The sequence below is a fragment of the Mitsuokella apri genome (assembly GCF_051886055.1).
Lineage (GTDB): Bacteria > Bacillota > Negativicutes > Selenomonadales > Selenomonadaceae > Mitsuokella.
In genome coordinates, this window is sequence record NZ_JBJEXT010000017.1 from 1 (window position 1) to 13,802 (window position 13,802).

Annotated in this window: 12 protein-coding genes, 2 tRNA genes and 1 riboswitch; of the genes, 13 read left to right on the plus strand and 1 reads right to left on the minus strand. The window is 52.9% G+C overall.

The window, feature by feature from the left end:
- The first annotated feature begins 329 nt into the window (after positions 1–329).
- A riboswitch (cyclic di-AMP (ydaO/yuaA leader) is annotated at positions 330–496 on the plus strand.
- Positions 497–513: 17 nt separating this feature from the next.
- The 7 genes from ACI4OH_RS01730 (at position 514) to codY (ending at position 9,135) form a co-directional block, all read left to right on the plus strand.
- A complete protein-coding gene (locus tag ACI4OH_RS01730) occupies positions 514–1,167 on the plus strand; it encodes a C40 family peptidase (RefSeq protein ID WP_432646131.1) in 654 nt (217 codons plus the stop codon).
- A gap of 293 nt (positions 1,168–1,460) precedes the next feature.
- Positions 1,461–2,555: a DNA-processing protein DprA gene (gene dprA / locus ACI4OH_RS01735; RefSeq protein ID WP_432646111.1), complete on the plus strand. Its 1,095-nt coding sequence runs from the start codon at positions 1,461–1,463 to the stop codon at positions 2,553–2,555.
- The gene (gene topA / locus ACI4OH_RS01740; protein WP_435720848.1) at positions 2,518–4,848 is read left to right on the plus strand and encodes a type I DNA topoisomerase; all 2,331 of its coding nucleotides are present in this window, start codon (positions 2,518–2,520) and stop codon (positions 4,846–4,848) included. Before dprA ends, topA begins: the two co-directional genes overlap by 38 nt.
- Positions 4,845–6,179 carry a methylenetetrahydrofolate--tRNA-(uracil(54)-C(5))-methyltransferase (FADH(2)-oxidizing) TrmFO gene (gene trmFO, locus ACI4OH_RS01745; protein WP_432646113.1) on the plus strand — a complete coding sequence of 445 codons (1,335 nt, stop codon included), beginning with the start codon at positions 4,845–4,847 and terminating at the stop codon, positions 6,177–6,179. The genes topA and trmFO overlap by 4 nt, the downstream gene beginning before the upstream one ends.
- Before the next feature lie 32 nt (positions 6,180–6,211).
- Positions 6,212–6,760, plus strand: coding sequence for an ATP-dependent protease subunit HslV (gene hslV / locus ACI4OH_RS01750; RefSeq protein ID WP_432646114.1), 549 nt, complete (start codon positions 6,212–6,214; stop codon positions 6,758–6,760).
- Positions 6,760–8,169 (plus strand): ATP-dependent protease ATPase subunit HslU, encoded by a 1,410-nt coding sequence (hslU, locus tag ACI4OH_RS01755; protein ID WP_432646115.1) that lies wholly within the window; start codon positions 6,760–6,762, stop codon positions 8,167–8,169. The genes hslV and hslU overlap by 1 nt, the downstream gene beginning before the upstream one ends.
- Before the next feature lie 186 nt (positions 8,170–8,355).
- On the plus strand, positions 8,356–9,135 hold the full coding sequence (gene codY, locus ACI4OH_RS01760) for a GTP-sensing pleiotropic transcriptional regulator CodY (protein WP_295633436.1): 780 nt from the start codon (positions 8,356–8,358) through the stop codon (positions 9,133–9,135).
- 84 nt (positions 9,136–9,219) lie between these two features.
- Here codY and trpD read toward each other — a convergent pair whose 3' ends face one another.
- Positions 9,220–10,236, minus strand: coding sequence for an anthranilate phosphoribosyltransferase (gene trpD / locus ACI4OH_RS01765; protein WP_439784034.1), 1,017 nt, complete (start codon positions 10,234–10,236; stop codon positions 9,220–9,222).
- A gap of 181 nt (positions 10,237–10,417) precedes the next feature.
- Here trpD and ACI4OH_RS01770 point away from each other — a divergent pair.
- From ACI4OH_RS01770 to radC, 6 genes are all read left to right on the plus strand, one after another.
- A tRNA-Pro gene (locus tag ACI4OH_RS01770) sits at positions 10,418–10,494 on the plus strand.
- Between the two features lie 7 nt (positions 10,495–10,501).
- Positions 10,502–10,578: transfer RNA gene (locus ACI4OH_RS01775), tRNA-Arg, on the plus strand.
- 209 nt (positions 10,579–10,787) lie between these two features.
- Positions 10,788–12,065, plus strand: coding sequence for an ArsB/NhaD family transporter (locus tag ACI4OH_RS01780; protein WP_435720846.1), 1,278 nt, complete (start codon positions 10,788–10,790; stop codon positions 12,063–12,065).
- 118 nt (positions 12,066–12,183) lie between these two features.
- Entirely contained in the window at positions 12,184–12,456 is a 273-nt protein-coding gene (locus ACI4OH_RS01785; RefSeq protein WP_432646118.1) for a DUF4321 domain-containing protein, read from the plus strand.
- Between the two features lie 37 nt (positions 12,457–12,493).
- A complete protein-coding gene (locus tag ACI4OH_RS01790; protein ID WP_435720845.1) occupies positions 12,494–13,099 on the plus strand; it encodes a Maf family protein in 606 nt (201 codons plus the stop codon).
- A complete protein-coding gene (gene radC / locus ACI4OH_RS01795) occupies positions 13,053–13,742 on the plus strand; it encodes a RadC family protein (protein WP_432646120.1) in 690 nt (229 codons plus the stop codon). Before ACI4OH_RS01790 ends, radC begins: the two co-directional genes overlap by 47 nt.
- Positions 13,743–13,802: the final 60 nt, after the last annotated feature.

Here is a 13,802-nt window from a genome sequence, read left to right on the forward strand (position 1 = left end):
CAAATAGGGAAGGGATGATGCGGCCCGCGGAACCTTCCGGGTTGAGTCGCTTGAGCCGGCAGGCAACTGCCGTGCCTAGATAAATGATTGTCACCGCGCAAGCGGAACAGAACTCGGCTTATTGATTACTTATAGCAACGACCTAGAAAGCAACGAGGCTGCCCCTTCTGGCAGCCTGTTTTCATGTCTGGGGTCAATCTGAAAAGAACCTGAAAGAAATGAGAACGAACGATTTTTGAAACAGAAGGAAGCACTCTTTATCGTTTTTTACTTCTTATTTTTTGAAGTACGACGACTTTGTCGTATGATATATATTTAGAAATTGGGTTTAAAAGAATAAGCTGAGTCCAGCCCAGGAGCGGGGGAACCAAGTTTTTTGGGGTGAACGTCTGGCTCACGGTGTCAGGCCAAGAGGCCTTCATGGTGAAATAGGCGAGGGTGGTCTTCTCTACCCTAACCCGGCAGCTAACCTCGTAAGCGAAGAGAGAGAGGAGTGGCTTTTTGAGTAAAGCAATGCGTATCATTTTCGCAGTATCCATGATCCTTATGTGCTGGTTTTCGGTGGCCGGAGCGTCAGCTTTCCGCGTCGGAGATCAGGGCAGCGATGTAGCAGAAATCCAGGGCCAGCTGGCCAATCTGGGCTATGATGTCACGGCAGACGGTGCCTACGGGCCCGCAACGGTCGAGGCAGTCAAGAGCTTCCAGATGACGCAGGGCATCAACGCAGACGGACTTGTCGGTCCTTCCACGTATGCAGCCCTGCTCGGCAAGACGATGCCGGCAGTCAGCTCGACGACGAACTCCATCGCACGCCGCGTCGTATCGGATTCCATGAATTATCTTGGTGTTCCGTACGTCTTTGGCGGCACGACGCCGAACGGCTTTGACTGCTCGGGTTACGTCCGCTATGTATTTGCCAATGCCGGTGTTTACCTGCCGCGCACGGCTGATGCACAGTATGAAGTTGGCTATTCCGTTTCCACGAGCGAACTCGCTCCTGGCGACCTCGTCTTCTTCTCGACGTATGAACCGGGTCCGTCGCACGTCGGCATTTACCTTGGCGATGGCGATTTCATCAATGCATCGTCGAGCCAGGGCGTTTCGGTGGCATCCCTGTACAGTTCCTATTGGGGTTCCTGCTATATCGGTGCCCGTCGCGTCATGTAATTTCTTCGGAGAGGGGCAGAGGTCTCTCTCCCTTTTTTTATTTTTTTCAGAGGGGGTGGAGTCATGGGGGATCTCTTCCTTCTGTTCCTGATCATCCTGATGTTTGCCTTTGCTTATTGGGATGAACTGTTTACGGAATGAGGTATGAGCCATCTGCCGGTAGGTGGATGGTTTTTTTATAGAATAGCAGGCCTGGCTGTATATTTTTTCTGAAATTTTACAGTAAAAGGTTGCATATTCCATTTTTTTTGGGTAAGATGATATAACGTATAGGTCAGGAAGAAGGCGAAGCAATGGATGCAAAGCAGGATTTCTACTTAGCGGCACTCGCGAGATGCCCCGGACTTGGCAGCCGCCGTCTGGGAAATCTTCTTTCCCTGTGCCCCAATGCCGAAGCACTTTGGCGCATGCCGGCCCTAGAAATGGACCGTCTGGTCAGGATGCCGGCCAGCCTGATTGAGATGCTGACATCGTTCCGCAGGGCAGAGCCGGATTTACCGGAACGCTTGGCAGAGGCTTGTCAGCAGCGTCATGTACATCTCTGTACAATGCTGGATTCATGCTATCCTTATTTATTGAAGGAAATCTTTTCCCCGCCGCCTGTACTTTACTATCGCGGCGCGCTCCAGCCAAAAGCCCTGCGCATTGCGATGGTCGGCTCGCGCCGGCTTAGCCCGTATGGTGAGGCTCTGGCACTGGAATTTGGCGAGCAGCTGGCAGCTGCCGGTGTTACTGTGGTCAGCGGGGCAGCGCGCGGCATTGATACGCGCTCGCACCGCGGGGCCCTGAAGACGGGCAGGACAGTGGCTGTACTTGGCTGCGGCATCGATATTGCCTATCCGCCTGAGAACCGCCGGCTGCTCACGGAAATCGCGGAGCAGGGCGCTGTGATTTCGGAGTATGGTCCAGGTGTTCAGCCTTTGCCTGCTTTTTTCCCTGCGCGCAACCGCATCATCAGCGGGCTCTCATCAGGGACGCTGGTGGTGGAAGCAGCCGCGCGCAGCGGCTCGCTCATCACGGCTGAAATGGCCCTGAATGAGGGGCGTGAGGTCTACGCTCTGCCAGGAAGTGTTTTCTCCAAGACGAGTGAAGGCTGTCATCATCTGATTCAGCAGGGAGCGAAGCTGGTCACGAGGGCTGGGGAAATCCTGAAGGACCTGGGGCTTATTGACGAACAGAGACCAAAAAAACGGCTGAAGATGACGGCGGAGGAGCACAAGGTCTATCAGGTCCTGTCTTTTGAGCATCCGCTCAGTGCAGATGAGATCCTCATGAGCCTTCCGGATGGAGAAATGCCGAATCTATCCTTTACACTCCTGCAGATGGAGCTGAAGGGACTGATTATAGAAAATGAACTGCACGCCTACAGGCGTGCTGAGAGGGAGTGACGGTTTGGCTGCAACGAAAGCAAGTACTGCAACAAAGACAAAAGCAAAAACGAAAACCAAGGCGAAGACAAAGAAAACATTAGTCGTTGTCGAGTCACCAGCTAAGGCCAAGACCATCGAAAAATATCTGGGAAGAAAGTATATGGTGCGCGCTTCGATGGGACATCTGCGCGATCTGCCGAAAAGTCAGTTTGGCATCGATGTCGAGCATGATTTCGCACCGAAATACATCAATATCCGCGGCAAGGGCGACCTCATCAAGGCGTTGAAGAAAGATGCCAAGAATGCCGATAAGATTTATCTGGCAAGCGACCCGGACCGTGAAGGTGAGGCCATTGCCTGGCATTTGGCCTTTATTCTGGGGCTGGATCCGGATTCGGACTGCCGCATTGTCTTCAATGAAATCACGAAGCCGGCCATTCAGGAGGCTGTCAAGCATCCGCGGCCCATCAATCTCGACCAGGTGGATGCGCAGCAGGCACGCCGTATGCTGGACCGCATCGTTGGCTACAAGCTTTCCCCGCTTCTCTGGCGCAAAGTGCGCAAGGGACTTTCGGCGGGGCGCGTGCAGTCTGTGACGGTCCGCCTGATTTGTGACCGTGAAAAGGAAATTCAGGCCTTCAAGTCGGATGAATACTGGACGGTCGGACTGAAGCTCCGCAAGGGCAAGTCCGCAATGTTCCAGGCAGACCTCACGCAGGTAGATGGCAAAAAACTTGCCGTCAAGGACGATGACGGCAAGAAGTTTGTTCTGCACAATGAAAAAGAGGCCCTGAGTCTGACGGAAGATCTGGCAGCGCAGCAGCTCGTTGTGGAAAATGTCAAGCGCAGCGAACGCAAGAGAAAACCGGCTGCGCCGTTCACGACGAGTTCCCTGCAGCAGGATGCTGCGCGCAAGCTTGGTTTCATCTCGCGCAAGACGATGATGCTGGCTCAGCAGCTTTATGAAGGCATTGAGCTTGGCCGTCATGGAGCTACCGGTCTGATCACTTATATGCGCACGGATTCCACGCGCATCTCAGAACTCGCGCAGAATGAAGCCAAATCCTTCCTGCTCGAGCACTTCGGCGGAGAGTATGTGCCGGCAAAACCAAATATTTATGTGACGGGCAAGAAGGCACAGGATGCGCATGAAGCAATCCGTCCGACGAGCCTCGAACATACACCGGAACTCTTGGAAAAATATCTGAACAAGGATCAGCTCAAGCTTTATACGCTCATATGGCAGCGCTTTGCCGCAAGTCAGATGACACCGGCTGTTTACGACACCATGGCCATTGCCATCAAGGCCGGCAGCCGCTACGGCCTGCGTGCCAACGGCTCAAGATTGAAATTTGCAGGCTTTACCAAGGTCTACGCCGGCGCCGAGACGACCAAGAAAGAAAAGGACGTCCTGCTGCCGGATATGGCAGAGGGCGATGAACTGAACATTGCCAAGACGCTGCCGCAGCAGCATTTCACGGAACCGCCGCCGCGCTATAACGATGCCTCGCTTGTCAAGACGCTTGAAGAAAAGGAAATCGGGCGTCCGAGCACGTATGCGCCAATCATTGAGACGATTCAGGCCCGTGGCTATGTACAGCGCATCGATAAGCATTTTCAGCCGACAGAACTCGGTTTTGTCGTCGTGGATATGCTCAAGGAATATTTCAAAGATATTGTCGATGTCAAATTCACGGCCAATCTTGAAAATGAGCTCGATGAAATCGCTGAGGGCAAAGTGCATAAAAATCAGCTGCTCAAGGAATTCTACGATCCATTTGCAAAGACCCTTGAAAAAGCGGACGAAGCCATCGGCCATGTGGAGCTTCCGGTGGAAGTTTCGGATGTCAGATGCGAGCGCTGCGGCCGCCTGATGGTCGTCAAGCAGGGCCGTTACGGAAAATTCCTGGCCTGCCCGGGCTTTCCGGAATGCCGCAATACGAAGCCGCTCTTAAAGGATACGGGCGTCAAATGCCCAAAGTGCGGCGGCAAGATTGTCGAGCGCCGCACGCGCCGCGGCCGCGTGTTCTACGGCTGCGAGAATTATCCGCAGTGCGACTATACGACCTGGGATACGCCGCAGCAGCAGAAATGCGAAAAGTGCGGTGCTTTCCTCCTCTTACATCATTTCAAGAATGGACGCGGCATGCTTTACTGTAGCAATGATAACTGCGAGACGCGCATCAACCACCCCATCAATAAGGAGCTCGAGAAGATGCGCGAGCGTGCCGAAGCCAGGAAAAAGCGCGAAGCAGAAAAAGAGGCTGCTGCGGTACAGGAAGACAGCAAGGACAGCAAGGAGAATTCATGAAAAAAGTCATCATAGTCGGAGCAGGTCTTGCCGGCAGTGAAGCTGCCTGGCAGGCAGCAGAGCAGGGAGCAGAGGTCACGCTCTGCGAGATGCGTCCGCAAAAATCGACGCCGGCTCATAAAACGGCTGGTTTTGCCGAACTCGTCTGCAGCAATTCTCTGCGCGGAGCTTCTCTCGAAAATGCCGTTGGTGTGCTCAAGGAAGAAATGCGCCGCCTTGGCTCCATCATCATGGAAGCGGCCGATGCGACGCGCGTACCGGCTGGCGGGGCTCTCGCGGTGGACCGCCATGGTTTCAGCGATTACGTGACGCAGAAAGTCACAGAGCATCCGCGTATTACGGTTGTTCATGAGGAGGTCCCCAAGATCCCCCAGCAGGATGATGCCGTGACCATCGTGGCCAGCGGTCCGCTGACGGCGGGCAGTCTCGCCGAAGATATCGCGGCCCGCACGGGCAATGATTCGCTGTATTTTTACGATGCAGCTGCCCCGATTGTCAGCCTTGAGTCCATTGATATGACGAAGGCATACCGCGCTTCCCGTTACGGCAAGGGCGAAGCTGCCTATATCAACTGCCCGATGAACAAGGAAGAATATGAAGCGTTCTGGCATGAGCTCGTGACGGCTGAAAAAGCACCGACGAAGGATTTCGAGAAAGAAAAGTTCTTTGAAGGCTGCATGCCCGTGGAGGTCATGGCGAGCCGCGGCATTGATACGCTGCTTTACGGCCCTTTGAAGCCAGTCGGCCTCGAGCATCCTGTGACGGGCGTGCGTCCGTATGCGGTCGTACAGCTGCGCCAGGATAATGCGGGAGCGACGCTTTATAATATCGTCGGCTTTCAGACGCACCTCAAATGGCCGGAACAGCGCCGTGTCTTTGGTATGATCCCGGGGCTTGAGCATGCGGAATTTCTGCGTTACGGTGTCATGCACCGCAATACATTTCTGAATTCCCCAAAGCATATGCGTCCGACGCTGCAGCTCAGGGGAGAGGACAACCTTTTGTTTGCCGGACAAATGACAGGCGTTGAGGGCTATATTGAGTCCGCCTCGTCGGGACTTGTCGCAGGCATTAACGCAGCGCGCCTCGCGCAGGGCAGAGAGCCGCTCGTTTTTCCGGAAGAGAGCTGCCATGGTGCACTCTGCCATTACATCACGACGAGTGAAGCCAAGCATTTTCAGCCTATGAATGTCAACTTTGGCATTCTGCCGCCCGTGGAGACGCGCGACGCGAATGGACGCCGCATCCGCGATAAAAAGATGAAGAAACAGCTGCTCGCGGAAAGGGCTTTGCAGGCCATCGAGGCCTTCAAGCCGCAGATTTTGGGCTAATGCAGGTATAAAATATAAGGAGAAAACAGCATATGAGTACAGAATTACAGTTCCATGCTACGACCATCTGTGCCGTGCGCAAGAATGGCAAAACGGCAATCGCTGGCGATGGTCAGGTGACATTTGGTCAGAATACCATCATGAAATCGACGGCGCGCAAAGTGCGCCGCATCTACCACGGCAAAGTCCTAGCTGGATTTGCCGGCTCCGTGGCCGATGCCTTCACGCTTTTTGAGAAGTTCGAGGCCAAACTGGAATCGTATAACGGCAATCTGCAGCGCGCTGCTGTAGAACTTGCCAAGGAATGGCGCACGGATAAGATGCTCGGCAAACTCGAGGCGCTGCTGCTTGTGGCCGACAAGGATACGCTTTTGATGCTTTCCGGCAATGGCGAAGTCATTGAGCCGGACGGCGATGTTGCGGCCATTGGTTCGGGCGGCTTCTTTGCCCTGTCGGCTGCGCGTGCCCTCGTCAAGCATACGGATATGGATGCCAGTGAGATTGCGAAGGAAGCCCTGACAATTGCTGCGGATATCTGCGTTTACACGAATCACAATATCAGAGTGGAGGAATTGGACTGATGGAACAGATTACGGAACAGATTGGTGTCAACGAGCAGACACCGCGTGAAATCGTCGAAGAACTCGACCGCTACATTGTCGGTCAGGATGAAGCAAAGCGCTCCGTAGCCATTGCCCTGCGCAACCGCTGGCGCAGCCGTCAGCTCACGGGCACGATGAAAGAAGAAGTCATCCCAAAGAATATTCTCATGATCGGCTCGACCGGCGTCGGCAAAACGGAGATTGCCCGCCGCCTCGCGAAACTCGTCAAAGCGCCGTTCATCAAGGTCGAAGCGACGAAATTCACGGAAGTCGGTTATGTCGGCCGCGATGTTGAGTCGATTATCCGCGATCTGACGGAAGCCGCCGTGCGCATGGTACGCCAGCAGCGCCTTGAGGAAGTACAGGACAAAGCCAAAATACAGGCCGAGGAGCGCATTCTCGATGTCTTTGTCCCCGAACCGAAGAAGTCTCAGAACCCGCTCGGCCGTCTCTTTGGCGGTGACGACGAGGAGGAGAAGGACAAGGCGGACGAAGAGCCGAAAAAATATCAGGCAGGCCGTGAATGGGTCCGCAAACGCCTCGAGAAGGGTGAACTTGAAAAAGAGCTCATTGAAATTGACGTAGAGGAGACGCGCCGTCCAGTCGTGGGCATGTTCTCGGGCTCGAGCCTTGAGGGCATGGGGGACAATCTGCAGGACATGCTCGGCAACATCATGCCAAAGCGTCATAAGAAACGCAAGGTCACGGTCGCACAGGCCCGCAAGATTTTCACGCAGGAGGAAGCGGGCAAGCTCATCGACATGGAAGCCGTAGCGGAAGAAGCCGTCAAGGTCACGGAGTACAGCGGCATTGTTTTCCTCGATGAAATCGATAAAGTGGCCGTCAAGGGCAACAGCTCCGGTGCGGACGTTTCGCGCGAGGGCGTACAGCGCGACATCCTGCCGATTGTCGAAGGTTCGCAGGTCTCGACGAAATACGGCCCGGTCCGCACGGACCACATCCTCTTCATTGCAGCTGGCGCCTTTCATATGGCCAAGCCGTCCGACCTCATCCCAGAGCTGCAGGGCCGCTTTCCTATCCGCGTGGAGCTCAAATCCCTGCGCAAGGAGGATTTCGAGCGCATCCTGACAGAGCCGCAGAATGCCTTGATTAAGCAGTATGCAGCCATGCTCGCTACGGAAGGCCTGAACCTGACCTTTAAGCCCGATGCCATCAGCCGCATTGCCGAACTCGCCTGCGAGGTCAACGAACAGGCTGAGGATATCGGCGCACGCCGCCTGCATACGCTTTTGGAGAAAGTCCTTGAGGATATCAGCTTCAATGCACCGGAACTTGAGGATAAAGATGTTGTAATTGATGCCGATTATGTCAATAAACGTCTGGCAGATATCGTTGTCAACCGCGATTTGTCCCAGTTTATTCTTTGATAAAACAAGCAGAGTGCAGAAATTTATCTGCATTCTGCTTCTCTTTTTTTGCGTTATCCGAAAAAATTGAAAAAAATAAGCAGAGTATCTTTGACTATTTTGAAAAGTATGATAAACTAAATATAGTTCAAAATGAAACAGTATTATCCAGAAACCATTTTAGAGGAGAGCAAAGGAGCGAATATTATGTCGTCTTTACTAGAAAAAACCCGTAAGATTAATCGTCTGCTTCAGCGTTCTGAAAATGTAGAATACGATGGCATTTCCCGTGTACTCAGCAATGTCCTGAATGCAAATGTCTATATCACGAATAAAAAGGGCAAGATCTATGGTTATGCTTTTGTCGATGATTTTGAATGCGACCTCATGATCGACAAAGTCATTGATCAAGGAGAATTCCCGAAGCACTATGTCAACTGGCTCATGCGCATGGATGAGACGAATGCCAATCTGCGTTCGAAAACGGGCATGTGCGCTTATGAAGAAAATACGAAATGCCTGTTCAACGGCAAGAATACGACCATTGTGCCGATTTACGGTGTGGGTGAGCGCATCGGCACGCTGATTGTCGCAAAATACGATGAAGAGTTCGATGATGATGATCTGCTGCTCTGCGAGTACGGTGCTACGGTTGTCGGCATGGAGATGCTGCGCGACCATGCGGAGAAGATTGAAATCGAAGCGCGCAAGAAAGCAACGGTTCAGATTGCCATCAATACGCTGTCGTTCTCGGAGCGCAAGGCTGCATTTGCCATCCTTTCTGCTCTGGACAGCACGGAAGGCCTGCTCGTCGCCTCGAAGATTGCCGACCAGGTCAAGATTACGCGTTCGGTCATCGTCAATGCCCTGCGCAAATTCGAATCGGCCGGTGTCATCTCGTCGAAATCACTCGGCATGAAGGGCACGTATATCAAAGTCCTCAATGAATATCTGCTCGATGAAGTGCAGAAGCTTCGCAACGAATAAGCGGAATGTAAAAAACATAGAACATAACAAACAGGGGAATCCAGCTGCGGCCGGATTCCCCTGTTATGTTTCAGAGATAAAAAATTAGGCGTTGGAAAGCTGCTTGAATTCTTCAAGCTTTTTGAGTGCAGCACCCGAAGCGATGAGCTGGCGTGCGGTTTCAATGCCCTCAGCGATGTCCTTGGCTTTGCCGCCGACATAAATGGCAGCGCCGGCATTTAAGAGAACGATGTCGGTCTTAGGCCCCTTTGCTCCCTTGAGAATATCGAGCGTGACCTGAGCATTTTCAGCAGGGTCGCCGCCGCGGATATCGTCTTTCGTGCAGCGCGTGAAACCAAAATCCTCCGGTTTTACCGTATAGCGGCGGTACCAGCCGTTTTTGAATTCGCAGACGCTCGTCGGTGCACTCATGGAGAATTCATCGAGGCAGTCCTGACCGTAGATGACCATGCCGTTCTTGACGCCGAGCGTCAGCAGAACTTTGGCAAGCGGTTCAAGCAGGTATTCATCGTAAACGCCGAGGACCATGCGCGTCGGATGAGCCGGATTCGTCAGCGGGCCTAAGATATTGAAAACTGTGCGGATGCCGAGTTCTTTGCGGATGGCACCGACGTATTTCATCGATGCATGGTATTTCTGGGCAAACATAAAGCAGAGGCCGATTTTGTCGAGTTCTTCGACGATTTTTTTCGGCGGCTGGTCGAGATTGACGCCGAGGGCTTCAAGGCAGTCGGCCGCACCGCATTTTGAGGAAGCCGCGCGGTTGCCGTGTTTGGCGACCTTGACACCGGCTGCGGCGATGATCATGGCAGCGGTCGTTGAGATATTGATGCTGTGTGCATGGTCGCCGCCCGTGCCGACGATATCGAGCACATCCATATCGTGTTCGACTTTCAATGCGTGGTCGCGCATCGCCATGGCTGAACCGGAAATCTCGTCGATGGTTTCGGCCTTGGTGCTCTTGGTCGAAAGTGCGGCAAGATAGGCGGCATTCTGCACCTGCGTGGTCTCGCCATTCATGATTTCATTCATGACGGTATAGGCCTCGTCGTATGTCAAATCTTCTTTGCTGACAATTTTTTCAATGGCTTCTTTGATCATAGTACATCCTCCTCGTGCGATAATGAGCATGATTCCGATTGAGTTGGAACACTTACACGATAACGTTATCATTAGTATGTAAAGTTGTCAACTTTATCCTGCGGGCGGAAGATTTTTGGCCTGCAAAGAAAAATTTAATTGACAATCCAGCGCGGAATCATTATACTATTATAGTACGCATCGGGATGTAGCGCAGTTTGGTAGCGCGCCTGCTTTGGGAGCAGGATGTCGCAGGTTCGAATCCTGTCATCCCGACCATTCCATTGCGTCAGTAGCTCAGTTGGATAGAGCAACGGCCTTCTAAGCCGTGGGTCGCGGGTTCGAATCTTGCCAGACGCACCATTTGCAAAATGAAGCTTCGGTTTTGACCGAAGCTTTTTTATTGTTTTTACGAAATTCCTCTTGCCTTATCGTATTCTGATATGGTATAATTCGCATATGTGAATTGCATACGGAAGTTTTAGGCGGAGTCTGTTCAACTGCAGGCTCCGTCTAATTTTTTTGCAATCCGCATGATATTTACTTCATTTATCAAGGAGGCCTATTGGGGAATGGAAACTTTAGCCGCAATTATTTTCGTGCTGATGTACATGCTGATTGTTTCAGAAAAGGTTCATCGCACCATTGTCGCCATGATGGGCGCACTCATCATGATCATCGTCGGCATTATGCCGGTTGATACAGCTCTGCATCACATTGATTTCAACACGCTCGGTCTGCTCATCGGCATGATGATTCTCGTGAGCATTACCGCGAAGACCGGACTTTTTGACTATGTGGCCATCAAGACGGCCAAGGCAGCTAAGGCACAGCCGCGCCGCCTGCTCATTTATCTCGGCTTTATCACGGCAATCTTTTCAGCCTTCCTCGATAACGTGACGACCGTCCTTCTGATGGTGCCGGTTACGTTTGCCATTACGAGCAAACTGCACATTCACGTCGTGCCGTTCCTGCTCACGCAGATTCTCGCTTCGAATGTCGGCGGCACGGCTACGCTCATCGGCGATCCGCCGAATATCATGATCGGCAGTGCCGTCAAGGAACTCACGTTTGTCGCGTTTATTGAAAATCTCACGCCGGTCATCCTCGTCTGCATGGTGGCCGTGCTCTTCGTCATGAATGTCCTTTACCGCAAACAGCTCGTCACGAAGCCGGAACTGCAGGCTGAAATCATGCAGATGGATGAAAATAAGGCTCTGAAAGATAAGAAGCTTTTGGCGCGTTCTCTCTTTGTGCTCGCCCTGACCATTCTCGGTTTCTTCACGCATTCGTTTACGCACATCGAGTCCTCCATCGTCGCGCTCTTCGGCGGTTTCCTGCTGCTGCTGCTCGCAGGCGGCAGTCAGAATGCGGTTGATTTTTCGATGCGCAAGGTCGAGTGGGCAACGATTTTCTTCTTCATCGGTCTGTTTGTCGCCGTCGGCGGTCTCAGTGAGACGGGCGTCATCAATGACCTTGCAACGCAGGCTGTCGCTCTGACGCAGGGCGATGTGACGAAGACGTCGCTTCTCGTGCTCTGGCTTTCCGCTCTCGTCTCTTCCGTTCTCGACAATATCCCGTTCGTGGCAACGATGATTCCGCTGATTCAGAATATGGGAGCCATGGGCGTCGATAATCTCGAGCCGGTCTGGTGGAGCTTGTCGCTCGGTGCCTGCCTCGGCGGCAACGGCACGCTCGTCGGCGCTTCGGCAAACCTCATTGTGGCCGGCATGGCAGCGGACCGCGGCGTCAAGATTTCGTTCCTCAATTATTTTAAGATCAGTTTCCCCATCATGATTATGACCATCATGATTTCGACGGTTTACGTTTATCTGCGTTATCTGCTCTGATGCCATGAGGCTCCTCTTTGGAGGAGTCTTTTTTATTTATGGAGGCTGGCAGGATTTCGCGTTTTCGGCAAGAATAGGTACAATAGTAAACATTATTTGGTTGTTTGGAGGGGTTCTCTTGTCGAAATTTGGTGGACGTGGATATGGAATGTGTATCCTGTTCGTGATCATTGGCGCAATCCTTGGCGGCATTCTTGGCGAACTCTTGAAAAATGTGCCGTCGCTTGCCGGAATCATGCCGTTTCTCGTGACGACATACCCGATTTTTGATATGACGCCGGTGACCATCAATCTCTATGTGGTGAAGCTGACGCTTGGTGTGGCCTTTATGCCGAATCTCATGAGCATGCTTGGCATTATTCTGGCCATCGTCCTTTACCGCCGCTATTGAGAGGATTCTTACAGGAAATAAGAAAGGAGAAAATGATATGTTCATTCTGGCATCCGCTTCACCGCGCCGCAGGGAACTTCTGCAGCAGATAAAGGCCAGTTTCACCGTCAAAGTCAGTCAGGCAGAGGAAGTGACGGGCGGCAGTCTGGCACCTGCTGAAATCGTCGTGGAAAATGCCGTCCGCAAGGCAAAGGCCGTATCTGAGGAATATCCCGGACAGGCTGTGCTCGGTGCGGATACCATCGTCTTTTTGGACGGCAGGGTGTTTGGCAAGCCGCATGACGCAGAAGAGGCCAGAAAGATGCTTCGCACCTTAGCAGGCCGTGAACATGAAGTCGCGACAGGCATAGCCTGGCTTCATGATGGACAGGTCTTCACGGATGTCGAGACGACTCGTGTCTTTTTTGCGCCGATGACGGAAGAAGAGATTGCTGCGTACGTGGATACAGGAGAGCCTCTTGACAAGGCCGGAGCCTATGCAATTCAGGGGCAGGCAGCCGCGTTCATCGACTCGATTGCAGGTTCTTTTTCCAATGTCGTCGGTCTGCCTCTTTATGCGGTCTGCCGTCTTGCCGGAAAGGCAGGCGTGGATCTTTATGACAATCATGGTAAGGGATCTTCCGGAGGAGGAGAGACCGCGTGAAAAACTCATTGCCTATGGTTCGGCCGCTTTGAGCAATGCCGAGCTTCTGGCCATCCTTTTGCGCACGGGCACGAGGGAACAGTCTGTACTGCATCTCGCGGAGTCCGTGCTCGGCCGGTATAAGGAGCGCGGCGTGGCCTCGATGGTGCAGATGTCTGTAACCGATCTTGCGGATATCCGCGGCATCGGTCCCTCAAAGGCAGCGACGATACTGGCGGCCGTGGAACTTGGCAGGCGTCTTTCCCAGAAGGCAGCGGCCAAGGTGCAGATTGTGCACGGGCCTGAGGATGCTGCTCATTTTGCGATGCCGCATCTTCGCTACGAACAGAAGGAGCATTTTGCCGTGCTGCTTTTGAATACGAAGAATCATATCCTAGGGCTTCGCGATATCTCGATCGGCAGTCTTTCGGCCTCCATCGTGCATCCGCGCGAAGTTTTCTCTATGGCCATCCGCTATGCGGCGGCTTCGATGATCCTCGTGCACAATCATCCCAGCGGTGACCCGAATCCGAGCCGCGAGGACCTCGCCGTCACGGACCGTTTGGTCAAGGCCGGACGCATTTTGGATATTCCAGTGCTGGACCACATCATTCTTGGCGACAATCGTTTCCTTAGTTTAAAGGAAAAAGGCATGATTTCCTGAATAAATCTTGACGTTCCCCTATTTTGCCATTACAATCCATTATGAGATGTGTTACAATAG